At 42.3% G+C, this 24,870-nt stretch carries 24 protein-coding genes and 1 tRNA gene; 16 read left to right on the top strand and 9 right to left on the bottom strand.

Going from position 1 to position 24,870, the window contains the following annotated elements:
* The first annotated feature begins 142 nt into the window (after nucleotides 1-142).
* Nucleotides 143-601 (top strand): hypothetical protein, encoded by a 459-nt coding sequence (locus tag AC1XUE_RS12760; protein ID WP_483356362.1) that lies wholly within the window; start codon nucleotides 143-145, stop codon nucleotides 599-601.
* Nucleotides 602-675: 74 nt separating this feature from the next.
* Here AC1XUE_RS12760 and ctlX read toward each other — a convergent pair whose 3' ends face one another.
* A complete protein-coding gene (gene ctlX / locus AC1XUE_RS12755; RefSeq protein ID WP_483356361.1) occupies nucleotides 676-1,632 on the bottom strand; it encodes a citrulline utilization hydrolase CtlX in 957 nt (318 codons plus the stop codon).
* Nucleotides 1,633-1,691: 59 nt separating this feature from the next.
* Entirely contained in the window at nucleotides 1,692-3,143 is a 1,452-nt protein-coding gene (locus AC1XUE_RS12750) for an arginine deiminase family protein (protein WP_483356360.1), read from the bottom strand.
* 248 nt (nucleotides 3,144-3,391) lie between these two features.
* On the opposite strand from AC1XUE_RS12750, the gene sufC reads away from it, so the two are divergent.
* The 7 genes from sufC to AC1XUE_RS12715 all read left to right on the top strand — a co-directional run bounded on the left by sufC (nucleotide 3,392) and on the right by AC1XUE_RS12715 (nucleotide 9,527).
* Nucleotides 3,392-4,150: a Fe-S cluster assembly ATPase SufC gene (sufC, locus tag AC1XUE_RS12745; protein WP_483356359.1), complete on the top strand. Its 759-nt coding sequence runs from the start codon at nucleotides 3,392-3,394 to the stop codon at nucleotides 4,148-4,150.
* Nucleotides 4,151-4,216: 66 nt separating this feature from the next.
* Nucleotides 4,217-5,533: a Fe-S cluster assembly protein SufD gene (sufD, locus tag AC1XUE_RS12740; RefSeq protein ID WP_483356358.1), complete on the top strand. Its 1,317-nt coding sequence runs from the start codon at nucleotides 4,217-4,219 to the stop codon at nucleotides 5,531-5,533.
* Nucleotides 5,534-5,741: 208 nt separating this feature from the next.
* A complete protein-coding gene (locus AC1XUE_RS12735; protein ID WP_483356357.1) occupies nucleotides 5,742-6,977 on the top strand; it encodes a SufS family cysteine desulfurase in 1,236 nt (411 codons plus the stop codon).
* Nucleotides 6,978-7,029: 52 nt separating this feature from the next.
* The gene (locus tag AC1XUE_RS12730; RefSeq protein ID WP_483356356.1) at nucleotides 7,030-7,458 is read left to right on the top strand and encodes a SufE family protein; all 429 of its coding nucleotides are present in this window, start codon (nucleotides 7,030-7,032) and stop codon (nucleotides 7,456-7,458) included.
* Between the two features lie 31 nt (nucleotides 7,459-7,489).
* Nucleotides 7,490-7,801 (top strand): SUF system Fe-S cluster assembly protein, encoded by a 312-nt coding sequence (locus AC1XUE_RS12725; RefSeq protein ID WP_483356355.1) that lies wholly within the window; start codon nucleotides 7,490-7,492, stop codon nucleotides 7,799-7,801.
* A gap of 80 nt (nucleotides 7,802-7,881) precedes the next feature.
* A complete protein-coding gene (locus AC1XUE_RS12720) occupies nucleotides 7,882-8,310 on the top strand; it encodes a BrxA/BrxB family bacilliredoxin (protein WP_483356354.1) in 429 nt (142 codons plus the stop codon).
* A gap of 107 nt (nucleotides 8,311-8,417) precedes the next feature.
* Nucleotides 8,418-9,527, top strand: a complete 1,110-nt coding sequence (locus AC1XUE_RS12715) for a vWA domain-containing protein (protein ID WP_483356353.1) — start codon at nucleotides 8,418-8,420, stop codon at nucleotides 9,525-9,527.
* 98 nt (nucleotides 9,528-9,625) lie between these two features.
* Here AC1XUE_RS12715 and AC1XUE_RS12710 read toward each other — a convergent pair whose 3' ends face one another.
* Entirely contained in the window at nucleotides 9,626-10,375 is a 750-nt protein-coding gene (locus tag AC1XUE_RS12710) for a hypothetical protein (protein WP_483356352.1), read from the bottom strand.
* 136 nt (nucleotides 10,376-10,511) lie between these two features.
* Here AC1XUE_RS12710 and AC1XUE_RS12705 point away from each other — a divergent pair, with 136 nt between their 5' ends.
* On the top strand, nucleotides 10,512-11,765 hold the full coding sequence (locus AC1XUE_RS12705) for a hypothetical protein (protein ID WP_483356351.1): 1,254 nt from the start codon (nucleotides 10,512-10,514) through the stop codon (nucleotides 11,763-11,765).
* A 165-nt stretch (nucleotides 11,766-11,930) separates the two neighbouring features.
* Here AC1XUE_RS12705 and AC1XUE_RS12700 read toward each other — a convergent pair whose 3' ends face one another.
* Nucleotides 11,931-13,568 (bottom strand): ABC-F family ATP-binding cassette domain-containing protein, encoded by a 1,638-nt coding sequence (locus AC1XUE_RS12700; protein WP_483356350.1) that lies wholly within the window; start codon nucleotides 13,566-13,568, stop codon nucleotides 11,931-11,933.
* Nucleotides 13,569-13,799: 231 nt separating this feature from the next.
* A tRNA-Asp gene (locus AC1XUE_RS12695) sits at nucleotides 13,800-13,876 on the bottom strand.
* Between the two features lie 159 nt (nucleotides 13,877-14,035).
* Here AC1XUE_RS12695 and AC1XUE_RS12690 point away from each other — a divergent pair.
* The 4 genes from AC1XUE_RS12690 to radC all read left to right on the top strand — a co-directional run bounded on the left by AC1XUE_RS12690 (nucleotide 14,036) and on the right by radC (nucleotide 18,345).
* Nucleotides 14,036-15,133, top strand: a complete 1,098-nt coding sequence (locus AC1XUE_RS12690; protein ID WP_483356349.1) for a Nif3-like dinuclear metal center hexameric protein — start codon at nucleotides 14,036-14,038, stop codon at nucleotides 15,131-15,133.
* 96 nt (nucleotides 15,134-15,229) lie between these two features.
* Nucleotides 15,230-15,976 (top strand): zinc ribbon domain-containing protein, encoded by a 747-nt coding sequence (locus AC1XUE_RS12685; RefSeq protein ID WP_483356348.1) that lies wholly within the window; start codon nucleotides 15,230-15,232, stop codon nucleotides 15,974-15,976.
* Nucleotides 15,977-16,060: 84 nt separating this feature from the next.
* On the top strand, nucleotides 16,061-17,581 hold the full coding sequence (locus AC1XUE_RS12680) for a hypothetical protein (RefSeq protein ID WP_483356347.1): 1,521 nt from the start codon (nucleotides 16,061-16,063) through the stop codon (nucleotides 17,579-17,581).
* A gap of 56 nt (nucleotides 17,582-17,637) precedes the next feature.
* Nucleotides 17,638-18,345, top strand: coding sequence for a RadC family protein (radC, locus tag AC1XUE_RS12675; protein ID WP_483356346.1), 708 nt, complete (start codon nucleotides 17,638-17,640; stop codon nucleotides 18,343-18,345).
* A 2-nt stretch (nucleotides 18,346-18,347) separates the two neighbouring features.
* Here the strand turns inward: radC and AC1XUE_RS12670 are convergent, their stop codons facing one another.
* The 4 genes from AC1XUE_RS12670 to AC1XUE_RS12655 form a co-directional block, all read right to left on the bottom strand.
* On the bottom strand, nucleotides 18,348-19,163 hold the full coding sequence (locus AC1XUE_RS12670; RefSeq protein WP_483356345.1) for a DUF3298 and DUF4163 domain-containing protein: 816 nt from the start codon (nucleotides 19,161-19,163) through the stop codon (nucleotides 18,348-18,350).
* Between the two features lie 24 nt (nucleotides 19,164-19,187).
* Nucleotides 19,188-19,922, bottom strand: a complete 735-nt coding sequence (locus tag AC1XUE_RS12665) for a LytR/AlgR family response regulator transcription factor (protein ID WP_483356344.1) — start codon at nucleotides 19,920-19,922, stop codon at nucleotides 19,188-19,190.
* A gap of 52 nt (nucleotides 19,923-19,974) precedes the next feature.
* A complete protein-coding gene (locus tag AC1XUE_RS12660; RefSeq protein WP_483356343.1) occupies nucleotides 19,975-21,039 on the bottom strand; it encodes a sensor histidine kinase in 1,065 nt (354 codons plus the stop codon).
* 110 nt (nucleotides 21,040-21,149) lie between these two features.
* The gene (locus AC1XUE_RS12655) at nucleotides 21,150-21,794 is read right to left on the bottom strand and encodes a histidine phosphatase family protein (protein WP_483356342.1); all 645 of its coding nucleotides are present in this window, start codon (nucleotides 21,792-21,794) and stop codon (nucleotides 21,150-21,152) included.
* 85 nt (nucleotides 21,795-21,879) lie between these two features.
* On the opposite strand from AC1XUE_RS12655, the gene AC1XUE_RS12650 reads away from it, so the two are divergent.
* From AC1XUE_RS12650 to AC1XUE_RS12640, 3 genes are all read left to right on the top strand, one after another.
* Entirely contained in the window at nucleotides 21,880-22,305 is a 426-nt protein-coding gene (locus AC1XUE_RS12650) for a hotdog fold thioesterase (RefSeq protein ID WP_483356341.1), read from the top strand.
* Nucleotides 22,306-22,360: 55 nt separating this feature from the next.
* Nucleotides 22,361-23,599 carry a chorismate-binding protein gene (locus tag AC1XUE_RS12645; RefSeq protein WP_483356340.1) on the top strand — a complete coding sequence of 413 codons (1,239 nt, stop codon included), beginning with the start codon at nucleotides 22,361-22,363 and terminating at the stop codon, nucleotides 23,597-23,599.
* A 148-nt stretch (nucleotides 23,600-23,747) separates the two neighbouring features.
* Nucleotides 23,748-24,851, top strand: coding sequence for an efflux RND transporter periplasmic adaptor subunit (locus AC1XUE_RS12640; RefSeq protein ID WP_483356339.1), 1,104 nt, complete (start codon nucleotides 23,748-23,750; stop codon nucleotides 24,849-24,851).
* The last annotated feature ends 19 nt before the right edge of the window (nucleotides 24,852-24,870 follow it).

The following is a 24,870-nucleotide window of genomic DNA, read 5'->3' as shown; positions in this document are numbered from 1 at the left end:
TGTCCGATACTGCGTATATAGTTTCCTTTTGCGGAGCTATTTCTACAATTTTAATGCCAAAGGACATTAAAATTTGATTGGAAAGATTTTTCTATAGTTATTAATATGAACTAAATCAGGTTCGCTTAAACTTACACATCAAATGAAAAAGATCACTTACTGGGGAGCATCCCTAATGATGATGGCAACACTTACTTTCACAAGCTGTTCTGAAAAAACGAAAGACTCAGCTGACGAAACCGTAGAAGAAGCTAAAAATGATATGGATGAGAATGTCGCCGAAGCAAAGGCAGACATTAAAGACGCCGGTAACGACTTCGAGCAAAAAGTGAAAGAAGATAAGGATGCGCTCAAATCAGATATCGATGGCGCGGTTGCTAAAATTGATAGAAAAATAGAGGAAGCTGACGCCAAGATGGAAAAGGCAACTGCCAAAGAAAAAGAAAAATGGCAGGAGCGCAAAAAGGAGTTGAATAAGGAGAGAGATGAATTAAAAGCTTCCTGGAACGACACAAAGGTTGAGACTGCAGAAAAGTGGGATGATTTTAAAGCCAAAACAAAGGCTAAAATCAACAAAGTAGAAGCTGATTTAAAAGACTAATTCAGCATATAAAACATAAAAAAACGCTCATGGGGCATTAACCTGTGAGCGTTTTTTTATGTTTCTGATACAGATTATTTTTTTGGTAAGTGAATTTCGGTCATCATACAACGGGCAGAACCTCCTCCATAGCGCTCAATAACAGCTAGGTCACTGTGAAATATGCGTGCATAGTCATTGAGGATTTCGCGTTGTGATTTAGTAAGGGCTTCATAGGCCTGCGTGGACATCACCAGAAATTTATCCTGGTCACGATTCCGGATCATCAGCATATTTCCAGCGAAATGATGTACCTGTTCCAGCGAAATTTCCACTACGTACTTATTAGTTTCCTCCAGTGCCGATCGTACCAAAAGCCGCTCATCCGGATCTTTAATTGCTTCCAGACAAACAATGGCGAAAATATCCCCCACGCACATCATTACATTGGTATGATAAATGGCATTATCCTTCTCATCCGACGCAGAAAACGTAACTAATTCGTATCCCAACGCATCGGCAAACGCATTGAGTACATCCGAATGCGTACGAGGTGAGAGACATGCATAGGCTATTTTATATCGTCTGTCGAGTACCATACTGCCGGTGCCTTCCAGAAATTTTCCTTCCTTTTCGAAATGAGTAAGATCAATAATTTCTTCAATCATATAAGCTTTACCCAACTCTTCGATAATATCCCTGCGGCGTTCATTTCTGCGATTTTCAGCCATCATAGGATACAACACCACTTTTCCGCTCTGATGGAATGATACCCAGTTATTGGAAAATATAGCATCAGGGCGATACACATCCTCATTGTCTTCAAAAACCTGCACATTCACACCCGTATTTTCCATTTGCGCAACCATCAGGTCAAATTCCTCCTGAGCCAATTTCTGAACTTCACTACTATTGGTGTTGCCAACGGTGTCGTCCTGAAATTCGTTACTCTGGGCTGTTTCAGTATTGAATCCAAACTGAGCCGGGCGGATCATCATGATCTGGGCTGTAGACTGAGGCTGAATTTGTGCGGTTGAAGTGATCGTTCTCATAGGAGTTGGTAATTAGCTGTTAACGCAATTTACAAATCAAATGGTCTTGTTCCTAGCATTTATTCGCGCAAAAGCGGCATACTCATACAGTGGGATCCTCCCCGTGCTCTGGATAACTCTGCTGATGGAAGGGTAATAAATGTGTCTTTTAGCATTTCGGGCGAAAGTGTTCCCTTCTCAAACTGATCAAGCAGATCGCTGGCGCGGATGATACTAAAACCTGCTTTGCTGAATGCTTCCAATGTCTTATCATTTCTGTCGTAACCTATCACCACGCCTTCCTTTAAGGCCAGTAAGTTACAGGAGTCGGTCCACTGTTCACGTTCTCCATAAGGAAACTCATTTCCTCCTGAATAAATAAATTTGACTTCCTCTGTTGCACCCAAATCGTTACGGCTGATATCTGTCAGTAGATCTTCCAGATTTTCTATTTCGATGGGTTTGTGTTCAAGTCCTTTGATAAACTGCAGAATCTTGAATTCCTCACCCGAGTTTTGTGGCCCGAAGAAGTGTAATACATCTTTTTTACGTAACTCATCACCCACGCGCGCCAACGATCCGAGCAATACCCATACATTCTTTTTGACTTGTGTGAAAATCGTATCAATATGCATGTAATCCCGTTTCTTGGGTATTTTGATAATTGTGATTGTATCAACAATATTCTTTTCAAACAGCATTTTCATGACTTGCTGCGCTGCATAGATGGAGGTTCTTTCACTACAGCCGATCAGCAGGTGCCGTGGTGCTACCATCATCACATCTCCACCTTCCAGCGTGCATTTGTGATAATCACTGGCTTTTTCATCATCAGGTAGCAGAAAGTGTCTTTCATTATCGGGGATTTCCAGAATCTTTTCCCTGATATGAGCAAAAATAGGATGATAGAAAAACACGAACTGCGCCAGAATGGATTCTCTGGTGCGGGCACTTTTCGCAGGTTTGTTGAGCAGAATATGGTCATTGATCACAATACCGATATCGCGCATAAAAATCAGATTAGGCAAAGGCGCAAACAGCATGCGGTCGTCGGCGTAGGAACCGGAAATGAAAATCTTGGCGAGCTCATGCGCATCCACGGCATCCAGTTCTCTTTGGGTATGATATGTACATTTTTCAATACCGCATATGGCCGCTGTCAATTTAACACGAACCACATCATTTATCAGAATTTCACCTAATAGTTGCTGAATATCAATTACTTTGTCAGAGTTAAAGTAGGTTGCCGTACCGGGAATATAAAAGGCCCGCGAGGTATCGGCATCGATTTCTTTCAGTTTACCTTTGATTTTGGATGGATCCAGAAAGTAGAGAAGTAATTTGATATAGTAATCATATTCGCTTCTGCGCATGGTATCCAGATGCACGATATCTTCAAAAAGCCAGTCCTGGGCTTTTGATGGTACCACCTTACCCAGTCCGCGGTCGGGGCTATGTACCAGTAATCTCTTCAATGTAGCGGTTTCTGTAGCTACATGTATATTTGAAGATGTAAAATCTGTCGCTTTCATAGTTGTTTGCTGAGGAATGCTCATAGCGCAAATTAAAAGCTATTCTTGAAATTAATAACAGGACGGTGTGATGGTATGAAGAATTCGCCGTCAAATATCAGTAAATAAAGGAACGGGGAGAATCTGAAAAAGGTTGTAGAAAGTATAGTATTCAGATCAACCGTCCGCCGGCCATTTTCATATACCGTCATTCCTTACTACTTTTGCGGTAAAATACCACGGACTACATATAAAAGTATAAATCAATTATGCTCTCTATTAATGAATTGCGCGCTTCAATTGAAGGCAAGGAAATATTAAAAGGAATAAATCTGGAAGTGAAACCGGGTGAGGTTCATGCCATCATGGGCCCTAACGGATCAGGAAAAAGTACTTTGGCTTCTGTTCTTTCAGGAAGAGAAGATTATGAAGTAACAGGTGGAAGTGTGACGTTTGACGGAAAAGATCTGCTCGAGCTTGCTGCAGAGGAAAGAGCTGCGGAAGGAATTTTTCTTGCCTTCCAGTACCCGGTTGAAATTCCTGGTGTTACAACGATTAACTTTCTGAAGACTGCTGTAAACGAGATACGCAAATACAAAGGTGAAAATCCATTAGATGCGGCTCAGTTTTTGAAAATGGTACGTGAAAAGGCGAAACTGGTGAGCATGAATGATTCTCTTCTGAAGCGTGCTTTGAATGAAGGATTTTCAGGTGGTGAGAAAAAGCGTAATGAAATTTTTCAGATGGCGGTGCTAGAGCCAAAGCTGGCTATTCTGGATGAAACAGACTCCGGATTGGATATCGATGCGCTTCGTATTGTTGCAGAAGGTGTCAATTCATTGCGTTCTCCTGACCGCTCGGCCATTGTCGTAACGCACTACCAGCGTTTGCTGGATTACATCGTTCCCGATTTTGTTCATGTACTTTACCAAGGTCGCATCGTGAAGTCAGGTCCGAAAGAACTGGCTTTGGAGTTGGAAGAAAAAGGCTACGATTGGATCAAGGCGGAAGTAGAAGCAGTTGGCTGATTGGATTCTGGCAATAGCTAAAATCCTTTCTGAATACCAATCCTATACCAATTACTTTAATACGGCATGAGTACCGAAACAATAGATTTAAAAACAAAGTTATTAGCCGATTTTCAGGTTCGGGAATCGCTGATGAACGGAGAAGCAGGCTCGGCTTTTCATCAGAAAAAGCGTGCTGCCATTCGCCGTTTTGAAGAGTTGGGTTTCCCGACGACCAGAGATGAGGAATGGAAATACAGCAACGTAAAGGAACTGATCGGAGAGTCGTATCACTTCAACGCGGATAGTACCTTGCAGCTGGCAGACCTACAGGATCTTCGTATTCCTGAGCAGGTAGCCAATATCCTGTACTTTGTGAACGGACAATATAAGCCGGAGCTTTCCAGCATTGTCTCTTCCACTGACAAGATTATCATCGATTCGCTTCAGAATGCATATAAGCAAAATCCTGAACTAGTAAATCGTTATTTTAATGCGCTTGCCGATGATTCAGAGGCGTTTACAGCGCTGAATACAGCTTTTACCTTGGATGGGTTGTTTATTCACGTTCCTGATAACCAGGTAGTGGAACAGCCTGTTATTCTGAGATTTATCAGTGATGCGCGTCAGGAGAATGTAGCTAGTCAGCCTCGCAATATCATTGTTGTTGGCCAAAACGCTCAGGTGAAAGTGGCTGAAGCTTTTCGTACATTGGGAGAGGAGCGCTCATTTACCAATGCGGTTACCGAAATTTTCGTGGAGCGCGACGCGCACGTTGAGTACTACAAAGTGCAGAATGAGAGCGAAAATGCATACCACATAGGCACCACGCAGGTGAATATGAAGGATAAGGCCCATTTCTACGCGGGAACGGTTACGCTGAACGGCAAATTCACTCGCAACAACCTTAATATCGCATTGGATGGTGAATACTGCGATGCGCACATGTACGGACTTTATTTTCCGGATGGCTCGCAGCACGTCGACAACCACACTGTGGCAGACCACCGCAAGCCAAATTCCGAGAGCAACGAGCTTTACAAAGGGATCTTGCGTGATCGATCTAAGGGGGTGTTCAACGGCAAAATATTTGTTCGTGAAGATGCACAGAAAACCAATGCGTTTCAATCTTGCAAAAACATTGTGCTTTCGACAGAAGCAAGCATGAACACGAAGCCTCAGCTTGAAATTTTCGCAGATGACGTAAAGTGTTCGCACGGAACTACAACCGGTCAGATTGATGAAGAAGCACTTTTTTATATGCGTTCAAGAGGTATTTCAAAAAATGAAGCGATGTCTTTGTTGATGTATGCTTTTTGTGCGGATGTAATTTCTCAAATCAAAATTGACTCGATACGTGAGTATCTTGAAAATGTGATTGCTGATAAACTAAGTAAGAAGTAAAGAATATTGATAACCACCTTGACTGAAAAGACGAGGTGGTTCTATTTATAAAAGTTGAAAGATCCGGATGCAAATGAAGATCACCATGGTGATCGTTACAGTGTATGTCCGGATACTTTTTAACTGAGATTTCAATTACAATTAAGTGACAGACTTGGAATCCGTACCTGAGATTTCCCCGAGCAATTCCGTTACCGACATACAAATCATGATAGCTTCCCGAAATATTCTTGATATCACCTCTGTCAGAAATGATTTTCCAATACTGAATGAAGTAATTAACGGTAAACAGCTGGTTTACTTCGATAATGCGGCTACTACACAAAAACCAAGACAGGTTTTGGATGCACTCGCTGATTATTATGAGCATTCCAATGCCAATATTCACAGAGGAATTCACCATCTGGCAGAAAAAGCAACTGCGTCTTTTGAAGATACCCGCCGCCGCGTACAGCAGTTTATCAATGCACCAGCGGCGGAACAGATCATTTTTACATACGGTACAACGGATAGTATCAATCTGGTAGCGCAGACCTACGGACGCAGGTTTCTTGTAGAAGGTGACGAAATTATCATCAGTACCATGGAGCATCATTCCAACATTGTTCCCTGGCAAATGTTATGCGAAGAGAAAGGATGTATCCTGAAAGTGATTCCGATCAATGAAGACGGAGAAATTCTGATGGATGCGTATGAAAAACTGCTGACAGAGCGCACCAAAATTGTTTCTGTGGTGCACGTTTCCAATGCGCTTGGAACAATAAATCCAGTAAAGGAGATCATTGAAAAGGCACATGCTGCCGGAGCAGTAGTATTTATTGACGGAGCTCAGTCCAGCTCACACCTTGAAATTGATGTTCAGGGTCTGGATTGTGATTTCTATTCTATGTCTTTGCATAAAATTTACGGACCAACTGGAATGGGTGTTCTGTATGGCAAAAAAGATATTCTGGATGCTATGCCCCCTTACCGTGGAGGAGGGGAGATGATTAAAGAGGTTACATTTGCCAAAACGACTTATAACGAACTTCCTTATAAATTTGAGGCAGGTACGCCCAATATTGCAGACGTAGTTGCAGCCAAGTTTGCATTGGATTATGTTGATGCACTCGGTAAGCAAAATATTGCAGCACATGAAGATGATCTTTTGAAGTATGCATCCGAAGCTTTGGTGGATATCGAAGGCTTGCGTATCATCGGAAATGCAAAGCAAAAAGTAAGCGTTATTTCTTTTGTTATTGATGGAATACACCATCAGGATATTGGTGTTTTGCTGGATCAGCAGGGGATCGCTGTACGTACGGGACATCACTGCACGCAACCTTTGATGCAACGATTTGGTATCACAGGAACCACAAGAGCATCTTTTGCTGTTTATAACACAATAGAAGAAGTGGATCGCTTCATTGCGGGGCTTCAGAAGGTGAAAAGAATGTTGAGCTGAGATCTTTATATCGCGATCTTCATTTATCCCAAAATAATAAGAATAGTAATTTATGACAATAAACGAGGCACAGGACGAACTAATTGAAGATTTCGAACTGTTTGATGAGTGGGAGAGTAAGTACGAGTATATCATTGATCTTGGAAAACAACTTCCTGATCTTGGTGAGGAGTATAAAACAGACGATAACATCATCAAAGGTTGCCAGTCACTGGTTTGGTTACATGCTTACATGGATGGCGATTTGCTGAAGTTTGAGGCGGATAGTAATGCTATTATCGTGAAAGGTCTTGTAAATATGCTTGTGAAGGTACTTTCGGCGCATACTCCTGAAGAAATTGCACAAGCTGATATTTACTTTATGGATCGGATCGGCCTTCACCAGCATTTGGCTCAGACACGTTCAAACGGACTGGCAGCGATGCTGAAACAAATGAGGGCTTATGGTGTAGCTTTCCAGGCGCGTACTGAAGCGAATTAAAATAATTTCAACCTGCATTATCATCTATACAATGTCAGAATCGGATTTAAGAGAAGAAGTTATCAGAGCCATTAAACAGGTTTATGATCCGGAGATTCCGGTAGATGTATATGAACTGGGTCTGATTTACGATCTGAAAATTTTCCCGGTAAATAACGTTTTCGTTTCAATGACATTAACATCGCCTTCCTGCCCTTCTGCGGGGACTTTGCCAAGTGAAGTGGAGCAGAAAATCAGAGAAGTGGAAGGTGTTAATGACGTAAGTCTGGAACTGACTTTCGATCCTCCTTATACGACGGAAATGATGTCCGAAGAGGCCAAACTTGAACTCGGGTTCATGTAGAAAAGCAAGAATACAATATGAAGCTGAAAGTTAATGGCTTACAGCGGATAACTAATTAATTACTTTAAACTGATAAAAATATGTATCCTCCACACCTAGTGGCGCCGATGAAAGCGGAATTGGTAAATGCCGGCTTTCAGGATTTGACAACTGCAGAAGAAGTAGATAACTTCATGCAGAATACCAAAGGAACAGCATTGGTTGTTATCAATTCTGTTTGTGGCTGTGCAGCTGGTGCTGCTCGTCCCGGTGTTCGTGCTGCTGTAACCCGTAGCGAAATCAAGCCAGATCACCTTGCAACCGTATTTGCGGGTGCGGATTTGGAAGCTGTTGCTAAAATGCGCGAATATACTTTGCCATATCCTCCATCTTCACCTGCCGTAGCGCTTTTCAAGGATGGCGAGTTGATTCACTTTGTAGAACGTCATCACATTGAAGGCCGCTCAGCTGAAATGATTGCTCAGCATTTGCAAATGGCTTTTGAGGAATATTGCGGAGAAGAGGCTTAATGTCTGCTTACCGGTAACAGACAAACGGCTACTTTCAATTGTTGAGAGTAGCCGTTTGTCTTATAAAAATTATATATTAGATTGCTATTCACAAAACAGGAATTCTAATGCGTGGACATATTTTTTCGAAATTCAAGCCTGCCCAGCAAAGCGGAAATAATAAATTTGACCAGCTTTTGGACATTTTTCAGCAGCTATTGTTGATGACTTCCGGAGATGTGGGAGAGGCTATGTCGTGGCTTAGTCAGCTTGACAGGCAATACAATCTTACCAACGATTCCTACGGTATAGGCGATTTTTTTGATGATCTCAAGAAGAAAGGATATATATCTGAGGAAAAGGCTGAGGGTGGTAGTCAGCTGATCATGACGCCAAAGGCTGAAAAAAGTATCCGAAAAAGCGCATTGGACGAGATCTTTGGGAAACTGAAACGATCTAAATCCGGAGGTAATCACCACACGCCACACTTGGGCTCCGGAGATGAACTCACCAGCGACGTACGCAACTTTCAGTTTGGCGATACGCTGGATCAGATCGCGATGACCGAGTCGATCAAAAATGCCCAGGTGAACCATGGCATAGGTGACTTTATGTTAATGGAGAATGACCTGGAAGTTGTTGAGCGTGAGCAGAAAACGACAACTTCTACCGTGGTGATGATTGATATCAGTCATTCTATGATCCTTTATGGAGAAGACCGTATCACGCCAGCAAAAAAGGTGGCTCTTGCTCTTGCCGAATTGATCCGTACCAAATATCCAAAAGATTCATTGGATATCATCGTTTTCGGTAATGATGCCTGGCAGATTCAGTTGAAAGATCTGCCTTATCTGGAAGTTGGACCCTACCATACCAATACTGTTGCCGGACTGGAGCTTGCCATGGATATTTTACGCAGGAAGAAGACCAGGAATAAGCAGATTTTCATGATCACGGATGGAAAGCCGACTTGTCTGAAAGAAGGTATTCGTTATTACAAAAACAGTTTTGGTCTGGACAGAAAAATTATCAATAAAACCCTGACATTGGCAGCTCAGTGCCGTAAGCTGGATATCCCTGTAACTACTTTTATGATCGCGACAGATCCTTACCTGAAGCAATTTGTCCAGAACTTTACGGAGATCAACAATGGCCGTGCTTATTACAGCAATCTGCAGGGATTAGGTGGGTTTGTATTGGAAGATTTTCAACGCAATCGGAGGAAGAACGTCAAGTAGGAAATTACTGCCTTGGGTCGTGTCTCTACGGGACTGTAACAGTATAATGTTCTGTGACGGTATAGGCCTGGGTGGTGAAAAGCACATAGTTGGAACTATCATCTGCTAATCTTCAAATTTGCAAAATCTCCTCCGGAACCCGCGCCGACCCAAAGCCCAATGCCTCCCTTGCGGCGCTTGTTGAGCAGTTCGACTGTCAGACTTGGCTCAGGATTATTGTTTACAAACACCTGTACAGAATCTCTGCTTACCACAATGCGGGCATTTACCCATTCATCCGCTGGTGGAGCAGGGTTAATGCCTTTTTCATATTGTTCAGGGAAATCTTTTCTGAGTACGGGCCAGTCGTATCCGGGTAAAGAGATATACTGCACGGCATGTATGCGGCGAACAGGGTCGGTCGCCCGAAAATTGAACGGGCGGAAATAAATTGCGTCATAACCCTTTGAATCGGAACCATGAAACGCGATTCCCACGAAGCTGCCCTGCAGTACATCCTTACCACGTATATTCACTTCGACGGTTCCTTCACTGAATTCTATGCCCGGCAGCCACGCAATAGCAAAACTTGCATTCGCACTTTCACTCAGCTGAATGCCTTGGCTATCAGGTAGCACTTTCACTATTCTGCCATCCAGCTGGTAGCCATTCTGCTTGGCAAGCTGAACGAGGTTGATTTTCTTGCCGTTAAAATGGTTAAAGAGAATTTTATCAGCGCCAACTGCTTTACGAGCAGATTCTTTCCTTTGCGCAGATGGGTTGGGACGTTTGAGTTTATCATCCTGAGCGAGTAGTGGCTTACATTGAAAAATCAATAAAGCAAGGATAAATACTAATGATTTTTTCATGACAGATTTTGTAATTTTGGTTGAGTTGAAATTAACGGAGCAAAGGTGCTAAAAGGTTTGAAAAACAAACAGGCAGAGCATGTTCAAAATGGTTCAAGTTTTATAATGTTGATTATCAATGATTTATGGTAATGAAATGCTAACACAGTGTCTGATCCTGATTGAAGAGAAATTGGGATGGGGGAGTAGTGCTCACTGGCTGAATCAGGATTTTGAAAGCCTAAGCGAACGTATTGCAACCAAAATCGGAGTGACATTGAGTGTAAGCACTTTGAAGCGTTTGTGGGGAAAGGTACAATATGACAGTGCACCTACAGCTACTACTTTGAATACGTTGGCGCAGTTTCTGGAGTATGAGAACTGGAGAGAGTTTTGCAAGGCGACTGCAGCTGCCAGGCAGGTCGCACCTGATGAGCATTTTATAGCTCCTTGGACATCAAAGTCAAAATTTCGCTTGAGCCAGACCAAATGGCTTTGGATTTTTGCACTTCCTGCTGCTATATTTCTAATAAGTAATTGGGCGTTCAGGAAACGGGTAAAGCTGTTGCAGTACGGAGTGGTTACCTTTGGTAGTCGTCCTGTCACGAAAGGTTTGCCGAATACAGTCATTTTTGATTACAATGCTGCTGACTCAAATGCAGATAGTGTCTTTATACAACAAAGCTGGAATCCCAAGCTTCGTTTCCGGGTTGATAAGAACAATCAGCATTACGCGAGCACCTATTATTACCCTGGTTATTTTCGCGCCAAGCTAGTTTTAAATAACTCCATTGTTCAGGAACATGATCTGTTCATTACAACGGAAGGATGGTTATGCACGATTAGCAAGGATTCTATCCCGATGTATTTGCAGGGTCGGGACATCCTGAAGAATGGCGTGGTGGCGGTTACTGAAAAAGATCTGGAGAAACTGGGAGTCAATTTACAACAGTCCGTTCCGTCGGTGAGTCTTCATCATGTGAGACCAATGGGTGATCTGTCCGCCAGTAATTTTACTTTTGAAGCAGAACTGAAAAGTACTTTCAAACGTAATAATGCTGTTTGTCAACAAACGATGATCACGATTTTATGTTCAGATGGGGTGCATATATTAGAGCTCTCAGCCAAAGGATGCGTAGGGGAGCTGGAACTTTCTTTCTCCGATTTATCTGTGTCTGGCAAAACCAGCGATCTATCAGGCCTGGGAGTCGATTTTGCAAACTGGGAAAAAGTACGTTGCGAAGTGAAAGATAGGCAGGTAAAGGTTTATGTAAATGACAAACAGGCTTACATGGGTCGGTTTAACAGGGATCCCGGAAAGATTGTAGGAGTGCGATTTGGTTTTCAGGGAAGCGGGGAAGTGAGAAAGGTTAGGTTTTTAAATGGGGATAAGCAGAAACATCTATTGTAAAGATGATATATAGTTAAAATGCCTTCAAATCGAAAGACTTGAAGGCATTTTTAACGTTTGATCCTTAAGGCGTAAGAAGTTTAGCTGAGATAAAAAGTATTCTCTTACCAACATTCGTATTCCGAATTAACGGTAAAATAGAAACCGTCAGGATGTCATCAGCGTCTACTTTGCAAGTTGCAGATCAGCTATACTTTTTATCCGGTTACGTTCAAGGAAAGCATCAATGGTTTCAAAATGCTCGATTACGCGTTTGTCTTTGAACTCAAACACTTTTTGAGAAAGACCTTGTAAAAAATCACGATCGTGAGATACGAGTACAAGTGTACCATCAAAGTTTCTAAGTGCTTCTTTCAAAACATCCTTTGACTTCAAATCGAGGTGGTTTGTAGGTTCATCAAGAATTAACAGATTCACAGGTTCCAGAAGCAGCTTCACCATAGCAAGCCGCGTTTTTTCTCCACCCGACAATACACTTACCTTCTTATCAATATCTTCACCCTGAAACATGAAGGCGCCCAGAATATTTTTGATCTGGGTTCTTACATCGCCCTCCGCTACTTCATCTACTGTCTGGAAAATAGTCAGATTCGGGTCCAGTAAAGATGCCTGGTTTTGCGCAAAATAGCCCACCTTTACATTGTGCCCCAGCTGACAGGTTCCTTCCACATCGATCTGGCCCATGATGGCCTTGATCATTGTAGATTTACCTTCACCATTACGACCCACAAACGATACCTTTTCCCCTCTTGAAATAGACATGCTGGCATTTTTAAACACAACATGATCACCATAGGATTTTGACACATCCTTTACTGTAACGGGATAGTCGCCTGACCTGGGTGAAGGAGGGAAACGAAGTTTCAAGGCGGAATTATCTATTTCATCTATTTCAATAATTTCCAGTTTCTCCAGCATGCGTTCGCGCGAGGAAACCTGATTGGTTTTGGAGTAGGTTCCACGGAAGCGTTCAATAAACTGCATATTGTCGGCAATCATTTTCTGCTGTTCCTGATATGCCTTAATTTGATGTGACCTACGCTCTTCACGCAACACCAAGTAATGCGAGTAGTTGGCTTTATAGTCAAAAATCCGCCCCATCGTCACTTCAATTGTACGGTTGGTAATGTTGTCGATGAAGGCACGGTCGTGGGAAATAACCATCACTGCATTGGCTTTATTCACTAAAAAATCTTCCAGCCACATCACCGATTCGATATCAATATGGTTGGTAGGTTCATCCAATAAAATAAGGTCCGGCTTTTGCAATAATATTTTGGCAAGCTCGATTCGCATGCGCCACCCACCACTGAATTCCTTGGTTTGTCGGTGAAAGTCTTCCGGCCTGAATCCTAATCCTTTCAGGGCTTTCTCAACTTCCGCATCATAGTTAACTTCTTCCAGCTGGTAATATTTTTCACCAAGTTCTGTAACCTGCTCGATGATTGCCATATACTCGTCGCTCTCATAATCTGTACGGGTTTCGAGCGCAACATTCAGTTTTTCCATTTCGGATCGCATTTCAAAAACCTGCCTGAATGCTTTGGCCGCTTCCTCGAAAACGGTGCAGTTATCTTCGGTGAGCAAATGTTGCGGTAAATAAGCGATCACCGCGTCTTTAGGCGCACGTACATGACCACGATTGGCTTTTTGTTCACCAGCAATAATTTTCATCATTGTCGATTTTCCCGCTCCGTTTTTACCCATCAGGGCAATTTTATCCGTAGGATTGATCACGAAGGAAACTTCGCTAAAAAGGACAGAACCGCTAAATTCAACGGCCAAATTTTCAACTGTAATCATCTTCTCATTTTTTGAAGCCGCAAAGGTACGATTATAGGATTGAATGAAATGAAAAAATTCAACTTTTGATACTTCTTCGCTGAGATTGTGTTTCCCTAAGTCAGATTTTATATAGTATTCAAATACTCATCATATCTCTGCGATTATTTGAAAAATTTGGTATATTCCAGAAAAAGAAAAAGCCTGTAAATGTGTGATTTACAGGCTTTTAATGTATTGTGATATTAAATCTGGCGGTCTGGACGGGACTCGAACCCGCGACCCCATGCGTGACAGGCATGTATTCTAACCAACTGAACTACCAAACCAGACTTCGTTGCTGATCGTTATCGTTTAACGTGGTGCAAAAGTAGGGATTTTATAATTCAACGCAATACCTTTGGGTTTAAAATTGTTATTTATTTGCAAATAAATTTCGCCTGGAATCGAATGGTTCTGATTATTAACTAGTTGTATTTTGAAAAAAAATGAAAATAAAAGATATTATCACGGAGTTGGAAAAATGGGCTCCCACAGCATACCAGGAAGACTATGATAATGCAGGTTTGATAGTCGGGGATCCCGCCGAAGAGGCTACAAGTGCGTTATTGACACTGGATGTGACTGAACAGGTAGTGGACGAAGCTGTGAGTAGGGGATGCAACCTGATCATCGCGCATCATCCCATAGTGTTCAAGGGACTCAAAAGATTTAACGGCAATAATTACGTAGAGCGCACCGTCATCAAGGCGATCCGTGCTAATGTAGCCATATATGCCATCCATACGAATCTGGACCATGTGGCAAGTGGTGTCAATGGCATGATAGCCCAAAAGCTGGAGTTGCAAAACCTTCGTATTCTTGCTCCCAAAAAGAATATTCTTAAAAAGCTGACTTTTTTTTGTCCGATAGAGCAGTCTCAGTCGGTGCTTGATGCGCTGTTTGAAGCAGGTGCGGGGCGGATAGGGAATTATGTCAATTGCAGTTTCCGCACGGAAGGTGTAGGATCTTTTAAGCCAGCCAAAGGAGCAGATCCGGTCATTGGAAGAATCGGCGAGCAGGAACTGGTTGCCGAGCATCGTAGCGAGGTGATGTTTCCGGCATTTCTGGAAGGGAAAATAATGCGTGCGTTAAAAGAGTCACATCCCTATGAGGAAGTTGCCTATTATCTGCATGTGTTGGAAAACGAGAATCAGGAAGTGGGAGCCGGGGCGGTGGGAGAATTAGTAGAGCCACTGTCGCCGGATGCATTTCTGGCGATGTTAAAAACGAATATGAACCTTCAGGTTGTGAAGTATACCACTCCGACTACAGGTGCAATCAGACGTGTGGCCGTCTGCGGAGGTGCCGGAAGTTTCCTTCTGAGTGCTGCAAAAAACGCGAATGCAGATGTTTTCGTGACATCAGATTATAAGTATCACGAGTTTTTTGATGCTGAGAATAATCTTATGATCTGTGACATAGGGCATTACGAAAGTGAAGTATTTACTAAAGATTTACTATATAAGTATTTGTCAGGAATTTTTAGTAATTTCGCACTCTGTTTGTCGGACGTCAATACTAATCCAGTCAGGTATTTCGTGTAGAAATTAATTTCGACGGTATTTGTTAGGGTTATATTGAAGAATGATAAGCCATCTTTCACCAAATTACGCATTGAAACAAGTCCATTAAAGACATACATGGAAAATACAATCGCACAAAAATTAGACGCTCTCCTGAAATTGCAGGAAATTGATTCAAGCCTTGACGACATTAGAAAAACGCGTGGCGATCTTCCTGAAGAAGTGAGAGATCTTGAAGATGATATCGCAGGCTTTGAAACTCGTCTGGGAAAATTCAAAAGCGAGATCAGCAACTTAAACTCTGAAATTGATAGTTTCAAAAGTGCTCAAAAGGAAGGTGAAAAACTGATCAAGAAGTACAAAGATCAGCAAATGAACGTTCGTAACAACCGGGAGTACGACGCTATTACCAAAGAAATTGAATTGCAGGAGCTGGATGGTCAGCTGGCTGATAAGAAAATCAACGAAGCGAAGGCACGCATCAGACTGATAGAAGATGATGCAAGCCGGGCTGAAAATGGTTTGAACGAAAGAAACGAAGACCTCAAGGCAAAGAAAGACGAGCTTTCAGTAATTACTTCAGAAAGCGAGACAGAAGAAAAGGACCTTATTGCTGAACGTGAAAAACATGTTAAGAAAATTGAGGATCGTCTTTTGAAATCTTATCAGAAAATTCGCGATAACTCTATCAATGGTCTTGCAGTTGTGCACGTATCAAGAGGAGCATGTGGTGGATGTTTTAGTATCGTACCCCCACAACGTCAGGCTGACATCCGTGAGCGCAAAAAACTGATCGTTTGTGAGCACTGCGGCCGTATCTTCGCAGATGTGGAAAGCGGTGCACCTGTTCACCAGCGTAGATAAAAGCGTCATGAAATTGATTGAAGGTTGTCTTAAAGGCAACCTTTTTTTGTTTTACAGTAACAGATTTAAAGAACAGGACTGTCGATGGATTATAGCGTTGGAATCAGAAAATACAGATGCCGTGTTTTACTTGGCTGGTTGTATTTTTTTGTCTGTCAGATTGCTAGTGGTCAGGATTATTCTGTCAGATTTACGCCTAAGTTACAGAAAGCTTATTTTGAGATACAAAAATTGCGGATTACAACGGCAAGGTCATTAATCAGTGAGGAGCGAAGTGGCAATCGTACAAACGCATTTGTTACTTATCTGGATAATTACGCTGATCTCCATTTTCTGATGATTTCAGAGGATCGTGATGCATATAAAAAATTAAGTGCCAAAGAGGATGAAAGGCTGACGATAATAGGTAAGCTTCCTGACAATTCTCCGTATAAACGTTTTTTGCAGGCGGAAATCCGGCTTCACTGGGCTTTTGCCAAGATCAAGTTTGGCAACGAAGTTAGCGGTGCGTGGGAGGTAATTAAAGCATACAAATTACTGGCTGAAAACAAGCAGAAATTCCCATCTTTTCTTCCTACACTTAAATCACTGGGATTTTTGCATGTACTGATTGGTTCAGTACCAGAAAACTATACATGGGTTACCCGCATATTAGGTCTTCGGGGAAATATTGAGTTGGGACTTACAGAACTTCAAACTGTAGTGGATGAAGATCCGCTTTTCCGTCAGGAAGCAGAGTTGATGAATCTGTTGTTGCATGCATATACTTTGGAGTTGGGTAGCAGACAGTTGAACAAAATCAAGCAACTTGCGGAATCCAGTCCGGATAACCTGTTACTTCATTTCTTTGCGGCCACAACCTTGATGAAGGAAGCAAGAAGCAAAGAGGCGCAACATATGCTGGAAAAGGTGCCAACGGGTCCGGCATACATCGCATTCCCTTTTTTGGATTACCTGAGAGGAGAAATTGCTTTGCAGTCTGGTGATTATAGTAAGGCTTTTGATTATTATTCAGGATTTCAAACCAGATACAAGGGTTTCAATTACATCAAAGACAGTAACATGAAAATGTTCATGTGTCGGTGGCTGGCTGGCCACGATGCAGCAGCAAAGTCTTTTATCGTAAAAATCAAATCGGAAGGCAGTGCTATTATAGAAGCCGATAAACTTGCTTTGCGTGTAGCAGAGGACTATAATTCTGGTAAAGTGACTGCTATTCAGAAGGTGCTTTACAAATCGAGGTATGCGACCGATGGCGGTTTCTTGAACACCGCGACGCATTTCCTGAATGATGTAAGTGAAGCTAGTTTTACATCCGTAAGTGATAAAGCAGAATATAATTACAGACAGGGAAGGATTTTACAAAAAGCCGATAAAGGGAATTCGGCTATACCATTTTTCATCCGTTGTGTCGATCTGACAAAAGGATCTCCGATAGGATTTGGTGCCAGCTCCGCTTTACAGCTTGGGTATATCTACAAAGAAAAAGGGCAAAGGGCAAAAGCGATTGAATATTTTAAATCTGCAATGACCTACAAAAAATACGAGTACAAAAATAGCATTGACAGTAAAGCCAGAGCGGCATTAACATCTTTGGATAGTTAAATTGAATTACTTTTCTACTTGAATTTCGTCTTAGCAATTAATTATACCAGGTTGCTATGAACGAAAACGACTACCCTTTCAATCATCATAAAATATTAAGTTGGGCAGAAGAAGACAGGCCGCGCGAGAAATTGTTGCTTAAAGGTAAAGCGGCACTCAGCGATGCAGAATTAATCGCGATCCTGATCGGTTCGGGGACCGTATCGCTGTCAGCAGTAGATGTTGCCAAGGCTATCATGAATTCCGTGAGTAACAACATCAATGATCTGGCACGTCAAACGGTAAAGGATCTGATGAAAAACAAAGGCATTGGCGAGGCCAAAGCGATCACGATTGTTGCAGCACTTGAACTGGGACGAAGAAGAAAAGATATTGGTGCTCAGCAGAAAAGAAAGATCAAAGGTCCTCCTGATATTTACGAGGAAATGAAACCTTATATGATGGATCTCAGACATGAAGAATTCTGGATACTGCTGCTCAATCAGGCCAATGTGGTTATGAAAGTGGTTAAAGTCTCCAGCGGTGGGGTTTCAGGTACGGTTGCAGATGCCAGAATGATATTTAAGGAAGCGATAGAAAACCTGGCAAGCTCGGTTATTCTGGTTCACAATCATCCTTCGGGTCAGTTAGTTGCCAGTCAGGCAGACAAGCAACTAACTGAGCAAATCGCTGCGTCCGGAAATATGCTAGGCATTCCTGTTTTGGATCACTTGATTTTTTCGGACAACGGATACTTCAGCTTTATCGACGAAGGGCTGCTTTGACGTTAAAAGATGAGGTCTTTTTTTACAATTCCGTCCAACTCGCTATAAGGAATCGTAAACTCAATGGGCCCTCTGGCATAAGGAGCGATTTCATATGGATTATAAAAGAAGAGCACACCTTCCTTTGTAAATGTATAATTCGCAGGTATGAAGAACTGATGGTCGGACAGGAAATAACCGTTTTCTTCCAGGTTGACAGAATCGTCTAATTTTTCTACCTTACGGAAGGCTGCTTCCACTTTTTTTAGTAACGCCGCGGAGTCAGCGACAAAGAACTTACTTTCTTTTTCCTGACCGTTTGCTGCATCGAAGATATGTAGCGATCTGAATGTATTCGGATGAGCGCCACCTGTATTGGCAAAATGCTCCAATCTGTAGATCAGCACTTTTCCAGTCGACATGATTGTGTCCCCCTTCAGTTGTACAAACCAGCAGCCAGGCGCTTCCGGAAATTGTTTTTTGAAACCGTTATAATTTTTTTCAAACACCTCAAAGGCATCTTTTACGCTTTTTTGGGCATCGGGATTTTTGGCAAGACTTGCACTGTCAGAGTATGAATTAATGCGTTCCACCAGTTTAAGATGTAGTTGATCGCGAACACTTTTAGCTGCATCCGATGTAGTGTCCGCCGGAAGCCATACGTCTATGTCTGCATAAATTCCGGAGCCGGAAACGGTATCGCATTTACCAAAATGCTGTTTGAGAAATTCTCCATATTGGATGCCCTGTTGTGCTTGCTGGTTCTCGTTGTTGTTGGATGGGTTACAGGCAATAAAACCGAGGAATAGGGCGAGTAACAAGTATTTGGCAAAATGCATTTGTCTGAAATATGAGGTGATATATTATAAACTCATTAGCTCTTTAAATCGTATAGCCTGGCGTCTTGAAATCTCTATTTTGTCTCCACCCTGAAGCGTCACAAGAAGACCGCCACTAAACCACGGTTCAATTTTCTCAATCCACTGCAGGTTAATAATATGTTTCCTGTTGGCACGGAAATAAGTGTTTGGGTCGAGCCTTTCCTCCAAATTGTTGAGCGACTTCAATACTAACGGTTTCTGATCGTCAAAGTGAAGACGCACATAATTTCCCATAGATTCAAAAAGCCTGATTTTACCCAGTTTTACGAACCAGCATTTTTCCCCATCCTTTACAAAGACCTGATCGGTTTCACCCAAAATCTTTTCGGCTCTTTCGTTGGACGGAAGTGAAGCTTCCGGTTGAGACTGATTTTCTTCAATCCGGTGAATTGTTTCTTTAAGCCTTTCATTGTCAATAGGTTTGAGCAGGTAGTCGAGTGCATTGAATTCAAAAGCTTTGATGGCGTACTCGTCATATGCTGTGGTGAATATGACCTCAGGACTTTTTCCTTCGATGGATGTAAGCAGTTCAAAACCATTTTTTCCAGGCATTTGTATATCCAGAAAAAGCAGTTCAGGCTGTAACTCTTCAATCATCACAAGTGCCTCTTCTGCATTGGCGGCTTCACCAACGATCTCAATTTTGGTGTAGGGTTCAAGCAATCTTTTTAATTCATTACGAGCTAGGCGTTCGTCATCGACAATCAAGGTTCTCATGGCTGGTATTTGTGGTTGTTATAATTTATAATGTGAATATAAAATAGTGTTGTCAAAGTCCAGTCATCATGCTGTTGTCAGATAGGGTAGGAATCCTGATTTCTGAGCAAACAACTTTATCAGCTTCCTGAAAGATATGGAAAGATGCAGCTTTTCCATACAAGATCGATAACCTTTCAGCTGTATTTTTCAGACCAACTCCTCCGGATTCTGATTTGGAAGAATCAGTAGAGATGAGACTTCCGGAATTTCGAATTGTAATAAAAAGATGGTCTTCTTCTATTTCTGCTTTCAAGTCTACAAAACCACCACCCATTTCCTTGGAAACGCCATGTTTGATACCGTTTTCAACAAGCGTCTGCAGCATCATAGGCGGAACCTGCCAATAAATGCTCTGTGGGTTGGCATTGATCGTGTATTTCAATCGTTCTTCATAGCGTACTTTTTCAAGTTCCAGGTAGTCTTCTACTGTCCGTAGTTCCTCTTGCAGATCTACAGTTTTACGTCTGTCGGCCAATAATGAATTTCTCAGAATATTAGAAAGCTGTGTAATGCTCACCTGCGCTTTAGCCGGATCTTCGTAAACAAGCGCTCTGATACTGTTCAAAGCGTTGAAAGTAAAATGAGGATTCAGCTGAGAGCGAAGTACTTTTGCTTCCGCTTCACGCATAGACATTCGCAGCATAATCTTTTCATAGCCTGCCAGACGGTTTTGTTCAACATATTGATATACTGTATATGATAGTATCCAGGCAAAAAGATTTTTACACCAGGTCGCATAATAACCCCAGAAAAGAAATGGCTGGTTCATCAGATTATCTTCCAGATAGTGACGGTCGAGCGGCTGGTTCATCAAGGCCATCACAAGTCCCAAAAGCAGCACAGATAGGATTACGCGTATGGCTAATTTATCAAGAGGAAGGGAGGACCAATTCCATCTCTTCAAAACCAGTCTGTAAGTATGTGTCAGGAATATACCCAGGACTATATTGGCAATAGCAGAATATAATACGCCCGATTCAAAACCATACTCCAGCGTGTAAGGAACAAATTCAAGCAGAATCAGTACCATCCAGCCTACGATTTGTAAGGTCCAGTAAATTTGTCGTTTGGACATGGTAATAGTGGCCGCAGATTGTACAGCGGTGATGTCGTAAAAGTAGGGGAGCAGTCGTTGTTCATGGCAGCGGAAATACACCAATGGAACTGCCCATACATAAACGGCTCTTAAACAGTTTGTGGTATTTCCAACGAAAGAAGGTGCGTGATATCGTTGGCAAGTTCTATTTCAAACAGGCCGGTCTCATAAGAATAATTGATTTTGTAAAGACACAGATTGCTGTGACCATAATCATCCATCTTGAAAAGTGGTTGCTGAAAAAGGGTGGTCAGTAGTACGCGCATCGCTCTCCCATGCATGGCTACCAATATATTTCTTTCGTGTGATCTGGAAAGGATCGTTTCAATGACCGGGAGTTGCCGATCCCTTACCTGTTCCGGACTTTCTCCTTCTTCAGAAGCCAGCTGCACATTGCCCTCGCTCCAAGCCTGCGTAAGTTCACGGTAATAGTTATTATCCCCCGTGTTCGGTTCACGTCCTTCTCTGATTCCCCATGATATTTCGTTCAAACCCGAGTAGCTTTCGTGAGGAATACCCTGGTTGATGAACCCGCGCACCGTTTGATGTGTTCGAATTAAATCAGAGGTATATACTTTATCAAATGGGATATGCTGGTAGGCATTGAAAAAAGCAGCAGCCTGTGCTTCGCCCCATTCATTCAAAGGAGCATTTACACCACTTCCCTGAACGACGCCCTGGCGATTTAAATCAGTTTCGCCATGGCGGATAAGATAGATAGACTTTCTTTTCAAAATAATTGTATTATTTATATATTAATTTTGTAAATACCCTGTTTTGAATTAATATAGCAGATACAAATTTATACATTTTTTAGATATGTTTACAAATTCGGTGACACTAGATGCTTTGCACGCCATGAGCGTACCAACCTTAGCAAATCACCTGGGTATTGAGTTTACAGAAATTGGTGATGAATATATTGTAGCACGTATGCCAGTTGATCAGCGTACCCATCAACCATTCGGGATATTACATGGTGGCGCTTCTGTGGTGCTGGCAGAAACACTTGGCAGCATTGCGTCGTATCTGTGTTTGAAAGATACTGCAAAACAACATGCTGTGGGACTGGAGATTAATGCTAACCATATTCGTTCAGTCAAAAGTGGTTTCGTGTACGGAAAAGTAACACCGATTCATGTAGGTAGATCCACGCATGTGTGGGATATCAAAATCACAAATGAAGAAAATAAGCTTGTTTGTATCTGCAGACTTACGGTTGCTATTGTGGATGCAAACCGATAGCGTTAATTTGCAAAGTATTAGTAAAAAAATAGTTACAAAGTTATAATAGTTCACGATGGTTTCGAGTCAGACGGAATGTGAAGTCTGTGTTTTGGAGGATTTGCGTGCTGCAGATTTGTGGAAGGCTTCACAAAAGCTTGGATTCCCTTCAGCAATCTGGAAGTTGCCGCATACAGCAGAGGTGAAATTACTAATCTCAGTTCAGGGTGGTGTATCCTCAGTAGCGCCCGATCTGGAAAAAATGCCTTCAGGTTTTATACTGGGTCCATTTGGTTTTGAAGAACACGATAAGGTGTTGTTCATGGAAGGCGACATCATCGTATCCTATGATGAAAAGGGTCATGTACATGCAATCAATAAACTGGGAGAAGAGCACCCAGAAATAAGGAAGTTGGTGCAAATTGCCGCTGAGTTTAATGCGGAAACAGATTTGCCATATCAGCCACTTTCCGGCAAATTATGTACACCGGATGATGCCAGAGAGCGTTTTAAAAGAACGGTTGAACAGGCAGTTGCGGCTATCAATAATAAAGAATTTAAGAAAGTGGTTTTGTCCCGCACCAGGGAGATGGAAGTCAGTAAGGGATTTGAGCCGGTGGAGGCGTTTTTTAAATTGACCAAAGTATATCACCATGCATTTGTATCATTGATAAACTTACCAGATCGGAATGAAATGTGGCTTGGGGCAACACCTGAAACGCTGGTCTCACTAGAGTCTGACGGTATATTCAGGACTATGTCTTTAGCAGGCACGCAAAGGGCTTATAATGAGCAGGGTGAGGTTATCTCAAACTATGACGTCAGATGGGGGCAGAAAGAGATTGAAGAACAGGCATTTGTGAGCCGTTATATAGTGGAGTGCTTTAAAAAAATTCGTTTGCGGGAATATACCGAGACGGGTCCTAAAACGGTATTGGCCGGAAATGTATATCACCTCAGAACTGAATTTGACGTAGATACGATAAGCGTACATTTTCCAGAGCTTGCTTCTACAATGCTCAAATTGCTCCATCCAACATCAGCAGTATGTGGCGTTCCGAAAAAAGAAAGCCGTCAATTTATTAATGCTGTTGAAGGATACGACAGATCGTTCTACAGTGGCTTTCTGGGACCGGTGCAGGTCGAAGGGCAATCTTCTGTTTTTGTGAATCTGAGGACTTTGCGTCTTAAGAACGGAATTGCAACTTTTTATGCAGGCGGAGGCATTACGGAAGGCTCCGACCCTGACCTGGAGTGGGAAGAAACAGAACTAAAATGCAATACTTTATTAAGAGTGATTGGTGCAAACGAGTAAATTTTTTTTGCGGAACACTTAACTAATATTAATATATAGAATATACAGTTTGATTAATTCTATATTTTTATACGTTCTTTCACAGGAAGAACTATTTCAATCTGAACCATACCTCTTTAACATTAAGCCTCGGAAACGAATCACGTTTATGAATTCTAAGTATGCCCGGTCTGCCAGTGCAGGTATTCTGAATTTTAATCCACTTATTTCATCTATTTTTTTATCGGGTACGCTTTTCTTTTCAATTTCCTGCAAGGAGAAAAAGGATACATTTCAACAAAAGGGGGCAGGAGCGCCAACCACTGTTGACGTGATTATCGCAAAGTCGGAGCGGATCGGAAATCAGGTAGAAGTGAATGGGACAGTTGTTGCAAACGAGTTCGCCGAGCTCCGGCCGGAGGTGAGTGGTTTGCTTACATTCCTGAGTGTACCCGAGGGATCGGTAATTCAGAAAGGAACCGTGGTAGCCAGAGTAAACAGCGCAGATCTGGAGGCTCAGCTCACTAAATTGAAAGTGCAGCTCGAGCTGGCTGAAACTACCGAGAAAAGACTTAAGCAATTAATAGATATTAACGGTGTCAATCAGGCGGATTACGATATATCAGTAAACTCGGTGAATGGTTTGAAAGCTGACATGCAGTATACCCAGGCTCTGATTGAGAAAACCGTTGTTCGAGCGCCCTTTACAGGTACGATCGGATTACGGAAGGTGAGTGCAGGATCATATGTATCGCCGAATAGTGTGATTGCATCTATGCAACAGCTTACGCAACTCAGGGTTGATTTTACAGTGCCGGAAGTGTATCAGAACTACGTTCCCAAAGGAAGTTCTGTTCAGGTGCTGGTGGATCCTGCTCAGGGTACCAAACAATCAGCTCGTATTATTGCATCTGAACCTCAGGTAAACCAGAGTACAAGAAACCTGACAGTAAGGGCTGTACTAAGTTCAGGCTCTCTGACTCCCGGTTCTTTCGTAAAGGTATATCTGAATGAAGGTGCTGAAAAAAGTAGTATTCTGATTCCTGCCAACAGTATTATTCCTGAAGCCAAAAGCAAGAAGGTGGTAATTGTGAAAAATGGTAAAGCTGCATTTGTAAATGTTGAGACAGGTGTTCGTCAGGAAGAGTATATAGAAGTGATTAAAGGCTTGAATGTCGGTGATTCTGTTGTGGTTTCCGGAGTGCTGTTTACCCGTCCGGATGCGCCGGTGAAAGTAAGAAGTGTGAGAGACTTAAAAGTTGTAAGCAAGTAAGGCACCCGGCCAACCTATT

It is taken from the genome of Dyadobacter sp. HNCC25DJ187 (assembly GCF_056895255.1).
Note: the sequence above shows the minus strand (reverse complement) of the source record. Positions and strands in the feature narration are given on the sequence as shown.